13 protein-coding genes are annotated in these 18270 nt (G+C 62.2%); 6 read left to right on the plus strand and 7 right to left on the minus strand.

All coding sequences use genetic code 11. From position 1 onward, the window contains the following. Positions 1-162: 162 nt before the first annotated feature. From BLS60_RS20815 to mnmC, 4 genes are all read right to left on the minus strand, one after another. The gene (locus BLS60_RS20815; RefSeq protein ID WP_070882972.1) at positions 163-1353 is read right to left on the minus strand and encodes an osmoprotectant NAGGN system M42 family peptidase; all 1191 of its coding nucleotides are present in this window, start codon (positions 1351-1353) and stop codon (positions 163-165) included. A gap of 308 nt (positions 1354-1661) precedes the next feature. Further along, complete coding sequence (gene ngg, locus BLS60_RS20820; RefSeq protein WP_092371967.1) at positions 1662-3404, minus strand: N-acetylglutaminylglutamine synthetase; 1743 nt, start codon at positions 3402-3404, stop codon at positions 1662-1664. 136 nt (positions 3405-3540) lie between these two features. Then, positions 3541-5310: an N-acetylglutaminylglutamine amidotransferase gene (locus BLS60_RS20825; RefSeq protein WP_092371969.1), complete on the minus strand. Its 1770-nt coding sequence runs from the start codon at positions 5308-5310 to the stop codon at positions 3541-3543. A gap of 426 nt (positions 5311-5736) precedes the next feature. Further along, positions 5737-7695, minus strand: coding sequence for a bifunctional tRNA (5-methylaminomethyl-2-thiouridine)(34)-methyltransferase MnmC2/FAD-dependent 5-carboxymethylaminomethyl-2-thiouridine(34) oxidoreductase MnmC1 (gene mnmC / locus BLS60_RS20830; protein WP_070882975.1), 1959 nt, complete (start codon positions 7693-7695; stop codon positions 5737-5739). Positions 7696-8036: 341 nt separating this feature from the next. Here mnmC and pap point away from each other — a divergent pair, with 341 nt between their 5' ends. After that, positions 8037-9530 (plus strand): polyphosphate:AMP phosphotransferase, encoded by a 1494-nt coding sequence (pap, locus tag BLS60_RS20835; protein WP_092371971.1) that lies wholly within the window; start codon positions 8037-8039, stop codon positions 9528-9530. A gap of 69 nt (positions 9531-9599) precedes the next feature. On the opposite strand, the gene BLS60_RS20840 is transcribed toward pap, so the two are convergent. From BLS60_RS20840 to BLS60_RS20850, 3 genes are all read right to left on the minus strand, one after another. Further along, positions 9600-9827: a DUF6316 family protein gene (locus BLS60_RS20840; protein ID WP_092372013.1), complete on the minus strand. Its 228-nt coding sequence runs from the start codon at positions 9825-9827 to the stop codon at positions 9600-9602. A gap of 301 nt (positions 9828-10128) precedes the next feature. Then, on the minus strand, positions 10129-10530 hold the full coding sequence (locus BLS60_RS20845) for a YbaN family protein (RefSeq protein WP_092371973.1): 402 nt from the start codon (positions 10528-10530) through the stop codon (positions 10129-10131). A 16-nt stretch (positions 10531-10546) separates the two neighbouring features. Then, a complete protein-coding gene (locus tag BLS60_RS20850; RefSeq protein WP_070882977.1) occupies positions 10547-11134 on the minus strand; it encodes a UPF0149 family protein in 588 nt (195 codons plus the stop codon). A 306-nt stretch (positions 11135-11440) separates the two neighbouring features. On the opposite strand from BLS60_RS20850, the gene recQ reads away from it, so the two are divergent. The 5 genes from recQ to BLS60_RS20875 all read left to right on the plus strand — a co-directional run bounded on the left by recQ (position 11441) and on the right by BLS60_RS20875 (position 18263). After that, positions 11441-13564, plus strand: coding sequence for a DNA helicase RecQ (gene recQ / locus BLS60_RS20855; RefSeq protein WP_092371975.1), 2124 nt, complete (start codon positions 11441-11443; stop codon positions 13562-13564). Positions 13565-13682: 118 nt separating this feature from the next. Beyond that, positions 13683-14117, plus strand: coding sequence for a MarR family transcriptional regulator (locus tag BLS60_RS20860; protein WP_070882979.1), 435 nt, complete (start codon positions 13683-13685; stop codon positions 14115-14117). After that, complete coding sequence (locus tag BLS60_RS20865) at positions 14117-15517, plus strand: DHA2 family efflux MFS transporter permease subunit (RefSeq protein WP_092371977.1); 1401 nt, start codon at positions 14117-14119, stop codon at positions 15515-15517. Before BLS60_RS20860 ends, BLS60_RS20865 begins: the two co-directional genes overlap by 1 nt. Positions 15518-15755: 238 nt before the next feature. Continuing rightward, positions 15756-17870 carry a motility hub landmark protein FimV gene (locus BLS60_RS20870; protein ID WP_244153451.1) on the plus strand — a complete coding sequence of 705 codons (2115 nt, stop codon included), beginning with the start codon at positions 15756-15758 and terminating at the stop codon, positions 17868-17870. Positions 17871-17969: 99 nt separating this feature from the next. Continuing rightward, complete coding sequence (locus tag BLS60_RS20875) at positions 17970-18263, plus strand: Rdx family protein (protein WP_070882981.1); 294 nt, start codon at positions 17970-17972, stop codon at positions 18261-18263. The last annotated feature ends 7 nt before the right edge of the window (positions 18264-18270 follow it).

Raw genomic sequence — 18270 nt, forward strand, 5'->3', positions numbered from 1 at the left:
TGACCAATGCCATTCGACGTCTAAATCGCTGTGTTCTTGAGAGCGCCGCGTTTGGTCGAGCGGTATGGCGTGCCGCGATATTGGTGGTGTTCATGCGTTTCGCCGCGGGGGCGCGGCTCCTACAGGTTGTTGCACTTTGTAGGAGCGTCGCGCGCTGCTCGATTAACTGTCTCTTTCGCGGTTGCCTACCAAGCTGTCGACAGTCGGCACGCGAGTATCCGGTTCCATTTGTGCGTCGTGTTCCAGTTGGTGGCTGAAGCGCTCCAGCGAGCCATTCTCCGGCTGTGCATCGCTGGCGAATACCGGCGGGCTGAGCAGATAGGCGCCGAGCAGGCGGGAGAGGGCGGCGAGGCTGTCGATGTGGGTGCGTTCGTAGCCGTGGGTGGCGTCGCAGCCGAAGGCGATCAGCGCGGTGCGGATGTCATGGCCTGCGGTGACTGCCGACTGGGCGTCGCTGTGGTAGTAGCGGAACAGGTCGCGGCGTACCGGGATTTCATTCTCGCTGGCCAGGCGCAGCAGTTGCCGGGACAGGTGATAGTCGTACGGGCCGCCTGAGTCGTGCATGGCGACGCTGACGGTATGCTCAGTGGAGCGCTGACCGGCGGCGACAGGGGCGATATCAATACCAACGAACTCGCTGACGTCCCACGGCAGGGCTGCTGCTGCACCGGAGCCGACTTCTTCAGTGATGGTGAACAGCGGGTGGCAGTCGATATGTGGTTCCTGGCCGCTTTCTACTACGGCCTTGAGGGCGGCGAGCAGGGCGGCGACGCCGGCTTTGTCGTCCAGGTGGCGGGCGCTGATGTGACCGCTTTCGGTGAACTCTGGCAGCGGATCGAAGGCCACGAAGTCGCCGACCGACACACCCAGACTTTCACAGTCAGCGCGGCTGGCCACCAGAGCGTCGAGGCGCAGTTCGACGTGATCCCAGGAGATTGGCATCTGATCGACTTCGGTATTGAAGGCGTGGCCGGAGGCGAGCAACGGCAACACGCTGCCGCGCAGTACACCGTGGTCGCTAAATACGCTGACGCGGCTGCCTTCGGCGAAGCGGCTTGACCAGCAACCAATGGCTGTCAGGCACAGGCGGCCGTTGTCTTTGATCTCGCGCACCATGGCGCCGATGGTGTCGAGGTGCACGGAAACTGCGCGGTCAGGGCTGTAGCGACGGCCTTTGAGCGTGCCGCGAATGGTGCCGCGGCGGGTCATTTCAAACGGGATGCCGATTTCAGTCAGCCGCTCGGCGACGTAGCGCACGATGGTGTCGGTGAAACCGGTAGGGCTGGGAATGGCGAGCATTTCCAGCAGGACTTTTTGCATGTACTCGAGATCGGGTTCAGGAATTTGCGACATGGGATCTCCATCTATGACGGGGATTGGGCCGCCGAGCGACGTCAGTCTTGGGTGAATGCTTTGACGCCTGTCGACGGACACGAATCAGCTCTGTGTTACATGCTGACCTGAGATAACGGTGAGGGTTTCAAAGACGCTTCGTTGTTGTGGTGATCGATGGTTAGTGCCTAATACATCGTAGGAGCCGAGCCCCGCGACGAATGTGTGGGCAACACTGGAATTGCGTTGTAGCCGCAATTGTTCGCGCCGGGGGCGACGCTCCTACAAGAGCGTCGCACTGTGGCGGACGGCAGATGTGGCAGCCTCAATCAATCACCAACGCCGTGGCTTAGCGGGAACAGCAGATCGATAAAGCGCTCTGCAGTCGGCTGTGGCTCGTGGTTGGCAAGGCCGGCGCGTTCGTTGGCTTCGATGAATACGTGCTCGGGCTGATCCGCTGCGGGCACCAGCAGGTCGAGGCCTACCACCGGGATATCGAGCGCACGGGCGGCTTTGACGGCCGCTTCGGCAAGCGTCGGGTGCAGGATGCCGGTAACGTCCTCAAGAATGCCTCCCGTGTGTAAGTTGGCGGTCTTGCGTACGGCCATGCGTTTGCCCTGTGGCAGCACACTGTCGTAGTCGTAACCGGCTGCATGCAGGGTGCGCAGAGTTTCGGCGTCCTTGGGTATGCGGCTTTCGCCACCCGTGGCAGCCTGACGGCGACGGCTCTGCGCGTCGATCAGTTCGCCAATGGTGTGGCGACCATCGCCGAGCACCTCCGCTGGGCGACGAATCGCAGCAGCAACCACCTCGAATCCGATCACCACGATGCGCAGGTCGTAACCTTCGTGGTAACTCTCCAGCAACACGCGCTCGTCAAAGGGCTGGGCACGTTCGATGGCGGCTTGCACCTCTGCCGGGGTGCGCAAATCCACGGCAACGCCTTGGCCTTGTTCGCCATCCACTGGTTTGACGACCAGGCTGCCATGCTCGGCGAGGAAGGCCGCATTGTCTTCGGCGCTGCCGGCGAGGCGCTGCGCCGGCAGGCTCAGGCCTGCTCGACTTAGCGTGCGGTGGGTCAGGCGTTTGTCCTGGCACAGCGTCATGGTCACGGCGCTGGTCAGGTCGGTCAGCGACTCGCGGCAACGGATACGGCGGCCGCCTTGGCTCAGCGTGAACAGGCCAGCCTCGGCGTCGTCGATATGCGCGTCGATACCGCGGCGACGGGCTTCGTCGACGATGATGCGGGCGTACGGGTTGAGGTTATCGTCCGGCCCAGGGCCGAGGAACAGTGGTTGGTTGATGCCGTTCTTGCGCTTGATGCTGAAGGTCTGCAGTTCACGGAAGCCCAGCTTGGCGTAGAGCTTCTTGGCCTGGTCGTTATCGTGCAACACCGACAGGTCCAAGTGACTCAGGCCACGGCTCATGAAGTGCTCGATCAGGTGCCGCACCAGCACTTCGCCCACGCCGGGGCGGCTGCACGCCGGGTCGACCGCCAGGCACCACAGGCTGCTGCCGAGTTCGGGGTCCTGGTAGGCCTTCTGATGGTTGAGGCCCATCACGCTGCCGATCACAGCGCCGCTGTCTTCATCTTCGGCCAGCCAGTAAACCGGGCCGCCCTGGTGGCGAGGAGTCAGTTTTGCCGTGTCGATCGGCAGCATGCCGCGAGTCTGGTAGAGGCAGTTGATGGCCTGCCAGTCTGCGTCCGTCTGAGCGCGGCGCACACGGAAACCGCGAAAGCCTCTGCGCGCCTGGCGGTAGTCGCTGAACCACAGGCGCAAGGTGTCGGATGGATCGAGAAACAGTTGTTGCGGCGCCTGGGCCAATACCTGCTGAGGCGCGGCCACGTAAAGTGCGATGTCGCGCTCGCCGGGCTGCTCACTGAGCAACTCTTCAGCCAGTACCGCTGCATCTGGAAAAGTGTGCCCGATCAGCAGTCGGCCCCAGCCGCAATGGACGATCTGCGGTTGGCTGATACCGTCGCCATGCTCTTCGGCAAAGCGGGCCTGCAGGCGCTCGTAGGAGGGCGATTGGCCTCGGAGGAGGCGTTGATTGTGGGCAGTGGCTCGCATTGGAGAGTGTTCCTTTGCTTTCGCATCGTCCGGCTTCTACCGGCTTTCGGTTGGCCTGTCCGCTGATCCGCGTCGAGGCCCTTCCGTTCATATTCTGTTGAGTCGCGAGGGAGCGCACGGCTCCCTCGGCTCGTCCTTACAGCCCTTGTTCGGCCAACCACAGGTTCAGCGCCGCCATCTGCCACAGCTTGGAGCCGCGCAGCGGGGTCAACTGGCCTTGTGGGTCGGTCAGCAGGCGGTCAACCATCTGCGGGTTGAAGATGCCGCGGTCATGCGCTGGATCGACCAGCAGGTCGCGTACCCAGCCCAACGTCGCGCCTTCCAGGTGCTTAAGGCCCGGCACGGGGAAGTAACCCTTCTTGCGGTCGATGACCTCGGACGGGATGACTTTGCGCGCCGCCTCCTTGAGCACGTACTTGCCACCTTCAGGCAGTTTGTACTGCCCAGGAATGCGTGCGGAGAGCTCGGCCAGGCGATAGTCGAGAAACGGCGTGCGCGCTTCCAGGCCCCAGGCCATGGTCATGTTGTCTACGCGCTTGACCGGGTCATCGACCAGCATCACCGTGCTATCCAGGCGCAGGGCCTTGTCTACGGCGGCATCGGCACCTGGTTGGGCGAAGTGCTGACGGACGAACTCGCCAGCGACGTCATCGGTCAGCCATGCTGGCTGCACGCAAGCCGCGTACTCGTCGTGCTCACGGTCGAAGAAGGCTTTGCGGTAAGCGCTGAAAGCATCATCGGCGCCATCGACCAGCGGATACCAGTGATAGCCGGCGAACAGTTCATCGGCGCCCTGGCCGCTCTGCACCACTTTGCAGTGCTTGGCCACTTCCCGCGAAAGCAGGTAGAAAGCGATGCAGTCGTGGCTGACCATCGGCTCGCTCATGGCGCGGAACGCAGCCGGCAGCTCGTCAAGAATCTCACTTTCGCCGATGCGCAGCTGATGGTGTTGGGTATTGAACCGCTGTGCGATCAGGTCTGAATACTGGAACTCGTCGCCACGCTCGCCGCCAGCATCCTGGAAGCCGATGGAGAAGGTCAGCAGGTTATCGACGCCGGCTTCACGCAGCAGGCCGACCAGCATGCTAGAGTCGACGCCGCCGGACAGCAGCACACCAACATCCACCGCTGCACGCTGACGGATCGACACTGCTTCGCGCATGCCATCGAGCACCGCATCGCGCCATTCGTCAAAACCGTAGTTGGCTTCATCAGCGTTGGGGCCGAAATTCAGCGTCCACCAGACTTTCTGTTCGACCTTGCCGTTGATGTCGACACGCATCCAGGTCGCTGGTGGCAACTTCTCGACACCGGCCAGGATCGTGCGCGGCGCTGGCACCACCGCGTGGAAATTCAGGTAATGATTGAGTGCGACTGGGTCGAGCGTCTTGCCGATATCGCCGCCCTTCAGCAGGGCTGGAAGGCTGGAGGCGAAGCGCAGGCGATCTTTGGTCTTGGACAGATACAGCGGTTTTACGCCCAGGCGGTCACGGGCGATGAACAGCTGTTGGCTGTCGCGCTCCCAGATGGCGAAGGCAAACATGCCATTGAGTTTGGGTAGCAGTTTTTCGCCCCAGGCGTGATAGCCCTTGAGCAGCACTTCGGTATCGCCGCCCGAGAAAAAGCGGTAGCCCAGCTGTTCCAGCTCGCCACGCAGTTCCGGGTAGTTGTAGATGGCGCCATTGAAGACCATCGAAAGGCCAAGATCGTTATCGATCATCGGCTGGCCCGAGGCCTCGGCGAGATCCATGATCTTCAACCGGCGGTGGCCGAACGCGACAGGGCCGCGGCTATGGAAGCCGTGGGCGTCGGGGCCACGCGGGGCGAGGTGGTGAGTGATGCGTTCAACGGCAGCCAGGTCGGCTGGTTGGTTATCGAAGCGTAGTTCGCCTGCTATTCCGCACATAATCTATAAAGCCCTCGTATTTCCTGGGCTCTGTTCCTCCTTAACTTCAGTCCGTACCAGTTGTGTACCGGTTCTGAGTTCCAGTGCGCTCCAGGGCGCACCGGAGACGATCAAGCATGTATGGAGCGGGTGCCCGCCATAAGCGGCGCACGCGTCCCGAGCTTTTTCGAGTCCCCTTGGCGCGGGAATGTTCAATAAAATGAAGGGTCGATGGCGTGTAGGGCAGGAGCATGGCTGCGGCGAATCATGTGGGGGAACTCCGAAATTGCGGCGCGACCACCCTCGTTCGCGCCGGGGTCGACGCTCCTACACGATATGCTGCTATCGCCTCTTTAGGAGCTGCGACCTCGCAGCGAATCGCAAGTGCGACGCCAGAATCGCGGTATGGCACACACCTAGGGTGCGCCGCGTACCAATAGGTAGATATCAACCCTTGCGGATCAGCTGGCGCAGCATGAAGCGGTTGGGGTGGCAGGCGTCTGCGACATCCTGGGGGACAGGCAGCGGCTCATTGTTCACCCAGGCCGCAATCAGCTCGCCGGACAGCGGTGCGGTAATCAGCCCACGCGAGCCGTGACCGCTATTGACATAGAGCCCGTCGTGCCAGGGGCAGGGGATTTGGGGCACTTGGCGGGCGTCGCGTGCCAATACTGCGTAGGCTTCGGCGAAAGCGTCGGCGTCCGCAAGCGGGCCGACGATGGGCAGGTAGTCCGGGCTGGTGCAGCGAAAGGCGGCACGGCCATGCGCCGCTTCAATATCGATGGCATCCGCCTGCAGGCGGTCGGTCAAATCGGCGGAAATTTCCCGGAGCAAATCGAGGTTGCTCGCGTGCTCTGCGCTGCTCGGCGTCAGGTCATTACTGTCGAAATTGAAGCTGGCTCCAAGTGTGTGCTCGCCATTTCGTGCGGGAGCGACGTAACCCTCGGCGCACACCACCGTGCGCAGCACCGTGCTTTCCGGGGAGACAGGCAAGCGGGTGATCTGCCCGCGGATGCGCTTGAGCGGGAGCTGGGCGCTTTGCTCGAAACGGGTGATATCCGCCGCACCACAGAGCACCACCACCGGCGCGCTGGCGATCAACTGCTCGCCGCTCCAAGCTTGCCATTCGCCATTTTCATGCTTGAGCTGTAGCGCTTCCTGGCAGTGTCGTAACTGCACGTTGGGATGGTCGATCATGAGCTGACAGAGCGCCGGCGGGTGCACCCAGCCTGCGTTGGGGTAGAACAGCCCGCCGCTCGCCAGCGCGACACCGGCATGCTGCTCGGCCTCCTCACGATCCACCTGAAGCAGCAGGGTATCGGGAAAGGCGGCGGCGAGTTTGGCCTGGCGCTGCGCTTCACGCTCATTGAACGCCAGTTGCAGTACGCCGCAATCGTCCCATTCCTGGCCCTTGTGCAGGTGTTCGAGCAGCCGACGGGTGTAGCCGAAACCATCGACAATTAGCCGCGACAGCGCCGTACCGTGAGCGGACAGCTTGAGATACAGAACGCCCTGAGGATTGCCCGAGGCTTCCTGAGCGATGCTGGCGTGACGCTCCAGCACCTCAACCTGCCAACCACGTGCGGCCAGGCTGCCCGCAGTAGCGCAACCGGCCAGCCCGGCGCCGATGACCAGAGCTCGGCGTTCGGAGGGTCGATAGGTCGGGCGTGCGAACCACGGTTTGCTCAGCGCGCTCGCCGGTGCGGTAAAGGTGCCGCGCATCACTTCCCACTTCTTGCCGAGCCCCGGCACACGCTTCATCTGGAAGCCCGCCTCGTTGAGTGCACGGCGCACGTAGCCGGTGGAGGTAAAGGTGCCGAGAGTGGTCGCGGGGGTACTCAACCGTGCCAGCTGCGCGAATAGCTCGGGCGTCCACATATCGGGGTTCTTCGACGGCGCGAAACCGTCGAGAAACCAGGCGTCGATGCGCGTATTGAGCTGCGGCAGCATGGCCTTGGCATCGCCGATCAGCAGCGTCAGCACCACACGTCCGCTATCGAATACCAAGCGCTGAAAGCCTGGGTTGAGCGCGACATAGGCGCTAAGCAACGGGGCGCTGTAACGCTGCAGCGAGGGCCACAAGGAAAGGGCACGTTGCAGATCGTGTTGCGTCAGCGGGTGTTTTTCCACGCTGACGAAGTGCAGCCGCGCGCCGGCCGGTGCCTGCTGCTCAAACAGCTCCCAGGCGCACAGGAAATTCATGCCGGTACCGAACCCGGTTTCGCCGATCACCAGTTGTTCGCCCGACTTCAGCGCGGCGAAACGCTGCGGCAAATCGTTATTGGTCAGGAACACGTAGCGGGTTTCTTCCAGGCCGTGTTCCCGCGAAAAATAGACGTCGTCGTACAGGCGCGACAGGGGCTGGCCCTGGTCATTCCAGTCGAGTTGGGCGTGTTGGTCGGCCATGGCGGTGTTCCGGATCAAACAGGGCGGCGATTCTAGCAGGGGCGATGTGCAGAACGCGGCTGGCATGTCGTATAGGAGCGTCGACGTCGGCGCGAATGAGGCGACCGTACCGCAATTATTGTGCTGGCCTGACAATTCGCCGCGGGGTCGCGGCTCCTACAGAGGAGGTTGCATCACATCGTGTGTAGGAGCGTCGACCTCGGCGCGAATGAGAGTGGCTATAACGCGGGCTTGGTGGTGCCCATACGATTCGCCAGTCGCACACGCTTCGCTTGCATTGCGGCTTGCACTGAAACGCCAGCGGCCCCTAGTCTGGGTCATACATTTCCGGAGAGGTGCTTATGTTCGAGTCTGCCGAGATCGACCACGTCATTGACAAGGCCACTTTCGATGCAGAGGAGCAAGTGCTGCGCGAGGCGTTGCTCGAGGTGCAGTACGCGCTGCGTGAGCAAGGGCGACTTGCGGTAATCATCCTGATCAATGGCATCGAAGGCGCCGGGAAGGGCGAGACGGTGAAGCTGCTCAATGAGTGGATGGACCCGCGTCTGATTCAGGTCAGCACCTTCGATCAGCAGACCGACGAGGAGCTTGCTCGCCCCGCCGCCTGGCGCTATTGGCGGCAGCTGCCTCCAAAGGGGCGCATCGGCATTTTCTTCGGCAATTGGTACAGCCAAATGCTGCAAGGCCGCGTGCACGGCGACCTCAAGAAGGACGAGCTCAGCGGCGCCATCGAAGGCGCGCTCGGCCTGGAGCAGATGTTGTGCAATGAAGGCACGCTGATCTTCAAGTTCTGGTTTCACCTCTCCAAGAAACAGATGCTCACGCGCTTGGAAACCTTGCAGGATGACCCGTTGCACAGTTGGCGCCTGAGCCCGCTGGACTGGCAGCAATCGAAGACCTACGACAAGTTCGTGCGTGCCGGTGAGGATGTGTTGCGTCGCACCAGCCGTGATTATTCACCCTGGTATATCGTGGCCGGCGCGGACGCGAACTACCGCAGCCTGACGGTCGGTCGGATTCTGCTGGAGGGCTTGCAGGCGGCTCTGCGTGGCACAGGCGAACGCGCGCCGTTGCCTCACGCTACGCCGTTAATGACCCGTACCGATCAACGCAGCCTGCTCGACAGTCTGGACATGAGCCTGAGTCTCGCCAAGGCGGACTACCGCGAGCAGTTGACCCGCGAGCAGGCGCGCCTCTCGCAGCTGATGCGCGACAAACGCATGCGTCGGCATGCCCTGATTGCGGTGTTCGAGGGTAACGACGCTGCCGGCAAGGGCGGAGCGATCCGTCGGGTTGCCGCAGCCCTGGATCCTCGGCAGTACCGGATTGTGCCGGTCGCGGCGCCCACCGAGGAAGAACGGGCCCAGCCCTACCTGTGGCGCTTCTGGCGGCACATCCCGGCACGCGGGAAATTCACCGTGTTTGACCGGTCCTGGTATGGCCGCGTGTTGGTGGAGCGAGTCGAGGGCTTCTGCGAGCCCGCAGACTGGCTGCGCGCCTACGGTGAGATCAATGATTTCGAGGAGCAACTGAGCAATGCCGGCGTGGTGTTGGTGAAGTTCTGGTTGGCCATCGACGAAGAGGCCCAGCTGGCGCGTTTTCGCGAGCGCGAGGCGAACCCCGTCAAGCGTTTCAAGATCACCGAGGAAGACTGGCGCAACCGCGAGAAGTGGTCGCAGTACCGTGAAGCCGTGGGCGATATGGTCGATCGCACCAGTGCTCGTCTGGCCCCGTGGACGTTGGTCGAGGCGAACGACAAGCCGTATGCCCGGGTCAAGGTGCTGCGTACCATTAATGATGCGTTGGAAGCCGCGTTCGAAAAGAGCGAGCGCTAATGCCGCAGCTATCGGTGCCCGGTAGCCTGGCGTTGAGCGAAGCGATACCCAGGGCGTGTTTTTAAATGGTTATGGCCTGAATTCATCTTCAGCGTTGCGACTGTCGAGAATCGCCAGCGACTGCATCATGCGATCAATGTAGCGGGGTATGCCGCGCTCGGCTTCGTCGCGGGAAAAGTAAGGGCCTTCGAGCGTACCTTCGCGGGTCGTGAAGAAAAAACGGCCATTGATGGTGCTGATGCGGTCACTGCGAAAGTGAGTGGTCTGCACCGTATCCTGCGCGCGCTGAGTGGCCATGGGGGCACCTTCGAATAATCCAATGCCCTTCGAGTGTATCAGCGGTTTGAAGACCTGCGCGCGCGGTGCTACCCGCAGGTACAGCAATCCTACCTTGCCGCGTAGAAGCCTTGCCCCGGCGTGAAAGATAGTGGGCTTACCGCGACATCGGCATAGACCCCTCGATTCGCCGCGAGGTCGCGACTCCTACAACAGGAGCGCACGCCGCGTAGGAGCGTCGCCCCCGGCGCGAAAGATTGTGGGCATACCGCGATACCTGCATGGGCCCGGCGATTTCCCGCGCCGACCAGGCACGTCGCTCCTAGCGGCGGTCGGGAAGGGTCTTCTGTTTAAGGATATACAGGCTGACCAGCACAGCACTGGTTAGCATGAACGCCCGCGCCCAGATCAGCGGAACCAGCCAGCAGGAGATTGCAATGCTCAGCCACATCAGTGCGATGGCATAGCCTTTGGCCTTGCGCGGAATGCCTTCACCGCTCAGGTAATCGCGAATCCACGGGCCGAGACGCGGGTGCTCGACCAGCCACAAGTAGAAGCGCCGCGAGCTGCGCATGAAGCAGGCCGCGGCCAGTAGCAGAAAAGGTGTGGTGGGTAATACCGGCAGGAAAATCCCCAAAACGCCCAGCGCCACGCTCAGCCAACCGAGGATCAGCAGGCTGTAGCGCAGCAGAGGGTTTCGGGTTTCGTAGGGTTCGCGCGCCATATCGATGGCGTCGCCATCAATGATGGCGGGGTTTGAGCAGCGCCGGTTTTTCATCAGGCGCGTTGCACAGCAGGAACAGCGCGGTGAGGAGCTCTGGAATCTGCTCGACCATGCTGTCGACCAGGTCGCGGTCACGCGCGATTTCAGCAAACTCGGGCTGCTCGTCGAACAGGCCGGAGCCGACCATGATCGGCAGCAGCAGTTCGCTGACTTCATCTTCAGCATCGTCGAACCACACGGCTTCGCGCAGGAACACGCCTTCCATGAAACCGATGCACCAGCCGCGCAGATCCGAGTCGTCCGGCTCGTCACCCAGGTCCAGATCGCACGGCACTTCTGGCTCGTCATCGCTGGCCAGCTGGCGGGCTATATGGGCCTGCAGCTGGATCAGCGTGGCTTCAATGTCGTCACGTTCTTCATCGCTGCGGTAGTGCGGCGGCTCGGAGAACAGGGCGTCGATCCACTCGCGCGATTCGACCTTGTCCGGGCAGATCGACAGGGCAGTCAGGTAACCGTGTGCGGCGACATAGTCCAGCGCTTCTTCGTGCAGATCATCAGCATCGAGGAAGGCTTGCAGGCGGGACAGTTGCTCGGCGAAGGACATCGGTGGCTACCTTGAATAAGTAAACGAGGCTGGATTCTAGCAGGCTGTTGAAAAACTATCTGCGTTGCCGTCGCTTCATCTCAGGCAGGTACACAGGGCTCATTCACGATTGGTGAAAGCCGTTCTGCCACCTGCTTCAGCTGCCGCGGCCGTCGCGCTGAGGTTTTTCATCGACCTGCTAGAGCAGACCAATCACCCGCGCCAGAGTTGCAGGCAAAACAGCGGGCCAAACGCTAAAAAACACATCGGTTGCCCGTCGCCGGGAGACAGTTGCGTATAATGCCCCGCTTGATTCGGAGACCCTACATGCTCGAGCAGGCGCAACGCATCCTCAAAGACGTATTCGGCTATGACAGCTTCCGTGGCCGTCAGGGTGCGATCATCGAGCGCGTGGCCAGCGGCGGCGATGCGCTGGTGTTGATGCCCACTGGCGGCGGTAAGTCGCTGTGCTTCCAGGTGCCGGCACTGCTGCGTGATGGATTGGCGGTGGTGGTGTCGCCGCTGATCGCGCTGATGGACGACCAGGTGGCGACCCTCGAGGAGCTGGGCGTCGCGGCCGTGGCGCTGAACTCCACGCTGGAGGCCGACCAGCAGCGCGACATCGCTGAGCGTATTCGTCGTGGCGAAATCAAGATGCTCTATCTTGCCCCCGAGCGGCTGGTGCAGCCACGCATGTTGGCGTTTTTGCAGCAGCTGAAGATTGCCCTGTTCGCCATCGATGAAGCGCATTGCGTGTCCCAATGGGGGCATGACTTCCGCCCCGAGTACTTGCAGCTGGGGCAGTTGGCCGAGCTGTTTCCCGAGGTGCCGCGCATCGCCCTGACGGCCACCGCCGACATGCGTACCCGCGAGGAAATCGTCAACCGCCTGCACCTGCAGGATGCCGAACGCTTTCTGTCGAGCTTCGACCGTCCCAACATCTTCTACCGCATCGTGCCCAAGGAGCAGCCGCGCAAGCAGTTGCTGGCGTTCCTGGCTGCGCGCAAGGGGGATGCCGGTATCGTTTATTGCCTGTCACGCAAGAAAGTCGAAGAGGTAGCCGCCTTCCTGTCCGAGCAGGGTTTTCCGGCCTTGCCTTATCACGCGGGGTTGCCGGCCGAACTGCGCGCCTACAACCAGAAGCGCTTCCTCAATGAGGAAGGCCTGATCATGGTCGCGACCATTGCCTTCGGCATGGGCATCGACAAGCCCAACGTGCGCTTCGTCGCTCACCTCGATCTGCCCAAGTCGCTGGAAGCCTATTACCAGGAAACCGGCCGTGGCGGCCGCGACGGTTTGCCGGCTGACGCCTGGATGGCCTACGGGCTGCAGGACATGATCTTCCTCAAGCAGATGCTGGCCAACTCCGAGGGCGATGAGCGTCACAAGCGCGTGGAGCAGCACAAGCTCGACGCCATGCTGGCGCTGTGCGAAGAGACGCGCTGCCGCCGGCAGGTGCTGCTGGCGTATTTCGACGAAGACCTGCCGCAGCCCTGTGGCCACTGCGATAACTGCACCGACGGCGTGCAGACCTGGGATGCCACCGAACCAGCGCGCCAGGCGTTGTCGGCGATCTACCGCAGCGGGCAGCGCTACGGCGTGGGGCATTTGGTCGACATCCTGCTTGGCCGGGATAACGAAAAGATCCGCGGCCTCGGCCACCAGCATCTGTCCGTATTCGGCGTCGGCAATGCGCTCAACGATGGCGAGTGGCGCTCGCTGTTTCGCCAGTTGGTGGCGCGCGGTTTGGCCGATGTAGACCTGGAAGGCTACGGCGGCCTGCGCTTGTCCGACAGCTGCCGGCCTCTGCTGCGCGGTGAGGTAACGCTGCAACTGCGGCGCGACCTCAAGCCGCAGCAGAGCGCCAAGGCCTCAGGCAGCGCGGCACGGCAGCTGGTACGTGGTGATGAGCGCGAGCAATGGGAAGCGCTGCGCGCGTTGCGCAAGCGCCTGGCTGAAGAGCATGGGGTGCCGCCTTACGTGATCTTCCCCGACGCCACACTGCTGGAGATGCTGCGCAGCAAACCTACCACTCTGGCGGACATGGCCCGCGTCAGTGGCGTGGGTGCCCGCAAACTAGAGCGTTATGGCGATGCCTTCCTCGAAGTGCTGGCCGGCGGCGACACGCCGCAGCCAGCGGTCGACCTGCGCCATGAGCTGGTCAGCCTGGCACGCGCCGGCATGACGCCAGCGCAGATCGCCAATCAGCTCGGTTGCAGCCAGAAGAGCGCGTACTCGCTCCTGGCTGAAGCAATTGCCGATCAGCAAATCTCGCTGGAGCAGGCCCTCGACCTTCCCGAGGAGCTGCTCGGTGAAATCCAGGACGCGTTTCTCGACGGTGAAGGTGAGCTGCCGCCCGTGGCGCAGATCAGTCCGTTGTTCGTCGGGCGTGTAGAGGAGGGCGTACTGCACTGCGTGCGCGCCGCCTTGCAGGCTGAATTCGAAGCCTGATCGGCGATGATTGCTGCGACTAGCTCTTATCCGGCAACGACTGCGATCTTGCTCTCCGTCAAAAGCTATGGTTAGCTCGCTAATAATTAGTTTTTTGATAATTCCAAGAGTTGCCTAAATGTCCCAATCCGAACAACACCGTTTCGCCATGCAGTTGGCCCAGCTGTCCCGTTCCTGGCGTGCCGAACTGGATCGGCGTCTCGCCGGCCTGGGGTTGTCGCAGGCGCGCTGGCTGGTGCTTCTGCACATTGGGCGCTTCGCCGAATTGCCCACCCAGCGTGAGCTGGCCCAAAGCGTCGGGGTTGAAGGACCGACGCTGGCGCGTCTGCTCGATAGCCTGGAAGCCCAGGGACTGGTGGTGCGGCACGCGGTGCCGGAAGATCGCCGTGCCAAGAAAATTGCCCTGTGCCCACCGGCCAAGCCGCTGATCGAGCAGATCGAGGCGATTTCCACGCAGCTGCGCGAGGAGCTATTCGCCGGCATCGACGAAGACGACCTGCGCCGTTGCCAGCAGGTTCATGCGCGTATTCTGGGTAACCTGGAACGGCGCTGATGGAAGGTCTGTCTCTCCTGCAGAGACGCTTCGGGCCGCGCTATCCGCAGTATCTCCTGGTCGTGCTGATGCTCGGCAGCATGGCCATGATTCTCGCCTCGACCAGCATTAACGTCGCCCTACCTGCGATCATGGCCGATTTCGATATCGGCCGGCCCCTCGCTCAGTGGCTCTCTACCGGCTTTCTCGCGGCGATGACCGCCGGGTTGCTGCTCTCGGCATGGGCTCAGGCGCGGCTGGGTGCGCGCCTCACCGCGCAAGCGGGACTCAGCCTGTTTATCGTCACATCACTGCTTGCACTCGTTGCCAGCGACGCCTGGCAGTTGATCGCGCTGCGCATCATCCAGGGACTGTGCGCCGGCATTGTGCAGCCGCTGGCGATGGTGCTGATTTTCAAGGTGTTCGCTGGCGGCGGTCGCGGTACCGCGCTGGGTGCTTACGGCCTTGGCGTTATGATCGCGCCGACCCTGGGCCCGACTATTGGCGGTTACCTGGTCGATGGGTTTGGCTGGTACGCGGTGTTCTGGTTACCTCTGCCTATGTGCGTGCTGGCGATGCTGGCCGGGCAGTTTCTGATGCCCAGCGAGCGGCAGCGGGATACCCCGTTTCTGGACATGTGGGCGTTTGGCCTGCTGTGCATCGGCTTGTTTGCCAGCCTTGGCGCGCTCGCTGAAGCACAGCGCTTCGCCTGGAGTGAGCCGCGCGTATGGCTAACCGGGCTGTCTGGCATCCTTGGCGGCATCGGCTTCTTATTGCGCAGCCATTACAGCGCGCGACCCTTATTGCCGCTGGAACTCTGGCGGCATGTTGGTTTTCGCAAGGCGAGTTGGGTGGCGCTTGCCCTTGGCCTGGGTCTGTATGGCACGACGTATCTGATTCCCTTGCATGTTCAGACCATCGAGGGATACAGCGCCGGTTGGGCAGGATTGCTGTTACTGCCGACCGGGCTGTTGATGGGCATGGCGTCCTTTCTGGGCGGCTGGTTGAGTGACCGTCTGTCTACCGCTGCGCTGCTGGTCAGCGGCTTACTGCTTTTGGCGCTATCTTCGTTCGGCCTTGGCTGGCTGGAGCCCGGCGCGTCGTTTCTGGTGCTGTGCTGCTGGGCCTGTGTAGGCCGCGTTGGCCTTGGTATTCTGCTGCCGGCCCTGAACGCCGGCGCGCTTGATATTCTCTACCGCGAGCAACTGGCCCATGGAGCAGGTGCGATCACCTTCGTGCGGCAATTGGGTGGGGCGTTTGGCGTGAACCTGCTGACCTTCTTTCTGGAATGGCGGCACCGCCAGGAGGGCGGCGATTTTGCCGCCGAAGTGATGGCCTTCCAGCAGAGTTATTTGCTGATGGGCGCGCTGTTTGCGATGACCCTTTTGGCCGCCTGGAACATCCGTCCGCCACAACATTGAGGTCCTTCACATAACTAGCCGAAATTCCGGCTTTTTGCGTATGATGGCCAGATGCTGGGCTTCAAGTGGAACAAGCAGGTAGAAAACTCGCAAGCCCTTGAAATATGACCATACTCACTACTCGGTGGGACAAGGAGCGTTTGCCGAGGCAGCGCTGTGCCAATATCGAATTTGCAGAGCATCCGGCCCGGTTCCGGCGGCTGCAGCTACTCTTCGAGCGGAGTTATCGGGAGCTTTTATGACTCGTGTTCGTCACCTACTGATCGGCCTGGCCTCAGGTTCGGCATTTTATTCAGGACTGGCGCCAGCGCTGGGGCTGGGTGAGATCACCCTGCATTCGGCACTCAACCAGCCACTGAATGCCGAGATCGAGCTGTTGGCGGTCGGCGACGACATGAGCACCTCGGACGTCAAGGTCTCGTTGGCACCGGCCGATGCCTTCAATCTGGCTGGTGTCGACCGTGTGTATTTTCTTAACGACCTGCGTTTCAGCCCGATCCTGCGCGGCGGCAAGAGCATCGTGCGGGTGGTGTCCAACCAGCCGGTGCGCGAGCCGTACCTGAATTTCATCGTTGAACTCAAGCGCCCAGGCGGGCAACTGCTGCGCGAGTACACGCTGCTGCTGGATCCGCCCACATCGTCTTCCTATAGCAGCCAGGCTGCCCCGGTCGGCAATGAACAGTTCACGTCCTATGCGCCGCCGCGCCGTACGCCGATTGCCAGCCGCGGTGAGCGCTATCAGGTCGCCAGTGGTGACAGCCTGTGGACGATCGCTTCAAAACTGCGGGTCGAGGGCAATCAATCGTCCCTGCAAGATCTGATGCTCGACATTCACGCGCTCAACCCCGATGCGTTCAGCAATGGTGATATCCATCGTTTGCGCGCTGGGGCTTCGCTGCTCTTGCCGGATCACGCCCGCATGCCAGAGGCCGCGCCAAGCCAGCCAGCCGCGGCCGGGACGGCACCGCCTGCTCAGGCGCCGGCCGAGATCATCCCGAATACCGCGCCCCAGCAACCTGCCGAGCCGCAGGTTGAAATGATCGCGCAGATTCGACGGGTTGAAGAAGAAGTTGCCAACCGTAGCGCCGAAAACCTCCAGCTCCAGCAGGATCTGCTGGTGGTGCAGAACCAGCTGAAGGACATGATGACGCGCATGGAAGCGCGTGATCAGCAGATTGCTCAGTTGCTCGAGCAGTTGGCCCAGCGCCCGGCGCCAGCCGAGGCCGTTGCACCTGTTGCAGATAGCGCGCCGCCTGCCGCTGCACAGCAGTCCGCCGTTGCCCCCGTAACGGATGCGCAACCTGCTGCGCAAGGCTTCTGGAATCTGTGGAACGTGCTGCTGGCCTCGCTGCTCGCGGTGTTGGCGCTGCTCCTGTTGCTGTTCAAACGCAAGCGTAAGCCGGCCCCTGACGCGGCCGTCGAGCCGGTAATAGTCGTGCCGCCCGTGGTTCGTGCGCCAGTCTCTGAACCCGTCGAGCCTGTCGTGGCGCCACGCGCCGTGGTGGATGTACCGCTGCCAGTGCGCCCCCCGGTAGTCGCAAAACCGGAATCGAACCCTACCGACCCGCTGGACGGCGCCAATATCTATATCGCCTACGGCCGCTTTGGCGAAGCGATATCCGTGTTGCGCCAGGCGTCCGCCGCCAACCCGCAACGCCTGGATATTCGCTTCCGCTTGCTCGAGGTATTGGCCCAGCAGGGCAATACCGTGGCCTTTGCCGAGGAAGAGGCGGCGCTACGTCAGGCCGGTTTTGATGGCACACGCATCGACGCGCTGAAAGGCCGCTACCCGGCGCTGTTCACGCTGGCTCCGGAGATGATGCAGCCAGTTGAGTCGCTTGAGCCGCTGGAAGGCCTCGACGAGCTGATTCTTGAGCTCGATGAGCTGCCGCCCGCTGCGCCCCAGCAGGCCAAAAATCAGGACGACGATTTCCAGCTGAATCTGGACGATCTTTCACTGGATGCCGATTGGGATCTGGTCAACCCGTTCGAGAACAACGCCCGCAAGAAGCGCGCTGGCGTAGAGCCCGATGAGCCCCTGGCGCCAGTCGACGAGCAGTCGACGGATATTTTCGGTCATGACGTCAATAGCCCGTTCGCGGGCACCATGCTGGTGGAAGAAGAGGGTGCGGATGACGATTGGTTAGAGCTGGACGATCTGCCGACCGACCCGTCTGACGGCGTTGATCGTTTCGTCACCAACCACGAGAACCTTACCAAGCTCAACCTGGCGATGGCCTACATCGAGCAGGACGATCTTGAGGCCGCCTGCGACATCCTCAATGAAGTGATCAACGAGGGTGACGAGGAAGAAAAACAGGAAGCCCGCGAGCTGCTCGCACGCATTGCCTGACGCTCACTGCTGCAAACCAAGCGCGGCCTGGCCGCGCTTTTTCATGAGCGCTCGGTCAGGCGGGCGCTAAGATACGCCTCTCAGCCACGGAGCCGATCGATGACAGCAGACAAAGCCGACGTGACCATCATCTATTGCACACAGTGCCAGTGGTTGCTTCGTGCGGCCTGGTTGGCTCAGGAGCTGCTGTCCACCTTCGCCGACGACCTGGCAAGGGTCAGCCTGGAGCCGGCCACAGGCGGTACGTTTCGTATTCTCTGCAACGGCGTGCAGATCTGGGAGCGCAAGGCCGACGGCGGTTTTCCTGAAGCCAAGGTGCTCAAACAGCGCGTGCGCGATCAGATCGACCCTGCTCGCGACCTCGGTCATAACGATCGGTCCGGCGCGAACTGAGGGAATC

The sequence above is a fragment of the Phytopseudomonas seleniipraecipitans genome (assembly GCF_900102335.1).
GTDB lineage: Bacteria > Pseudomonadota > Gammaproteobacteria > Pseudomonadales > Pseudomonadaceae > Aquipseudomonas > Aquipseudomonas seleniipraecipitans.

What these genes read in the sequence shown, in the direction of transcription:
- BLS60_RS20865 (WP_092371977.1), top strand. Translation starts at nt 14,117, where the DNA reads ATGGAAGGTCTGTCTCTCCTGCAGAGACGCTTCGGGCCGCGCTATCCG.
- BLS60_RS20840 (WP_092372013.1), bottom strand. Translation starts at nt 9,827, where the DNA reads ATGGCCACTCAGCGCGCGCAGGATACGGTGCAGACCACTCACTTTCGC.
- mnmC (WP_070882975.1), bottom strand. Translation starts at nt 7,695, where the DNA reads ATGGCCGACCAACACGCCCAACTCGACTGGAATGACCAGGGCCAGCCC.
- pap (WP_092371971.1), top strand. Translation starts at nt 8,037, where the DNA reads ATGTTCGAGTCTGCCGAGATCGACCACGTCATTGACAAGGCCACTTTC.
- ngg (WP_092371967.1), bottom strand. Translation starts at nt 3,404, where the DNA reads ATGCGAGCCACTGCCCACAATCAACGCCTCCTCCGAGGCCAATCGCCC.
- recQ (WP_092371975.1), top strand. Translation starts at nt 11,441, where the DNA reads ATGCTCGAGCAGGCGCAACGCATCCTCAAAGACGTATTCGGCTATGAC.
- BLS60_RS20850 (WP_070882977.1), bottom strand. Translation starts at nt 11,134, where the DNA reads ATGTCCTTCGCCGAGCAACTGTCCCGCCTGCAAGCCTTCCTCGATGCT.
- BLS60_RS20875 (WP_070882981.1), top strand. Translation starts at nt 17,970, where the DNA reads ATGACAGCAGACAAAGCCGACGTGACCATCATCTATTGCACACAGTGC.
- BLS60_RS20825 (WP_092371969.1), bottom strand. Translation starts at nt 5,310, where the DNA reads ATGTGCGGAATAGCAGGCGAACTACGCTTCGATAACCAACCAGCCGAC.
- BLS60_RS20845 (WP_092371973.1), bottom strand. Translation starts at nt 10,530, where the DNA reads ATGGCGCGCGAACCCTACGAAACCCGAAACCCTCTGCTGCGCTACAGC.
- BLS60_RS20860 (WP_070882979.1), top strand. Translation starts at nt 13,683, where the DNA reads ATGTCCCAATCCGAACAACACCGTTTCGCCATGCAGTTGGCCCAGCTG.
- BLS60_RS20870 (WP_244153451.1), top strand. Translation starts at nt 15,756, where the DNA reads ATGACTCGTGTTCGTCACCTACTGATCGGCCTGGCCTCAGGTTCGGCA.
- BLS60_RS20815 (WP_070882972.1), bottom strand. Translation starts at nt 1,353, where the DNA reads ATGTCGCAAATTCCTGAACCCGATCTCGAGTACATGCAAAAAGTCCTG.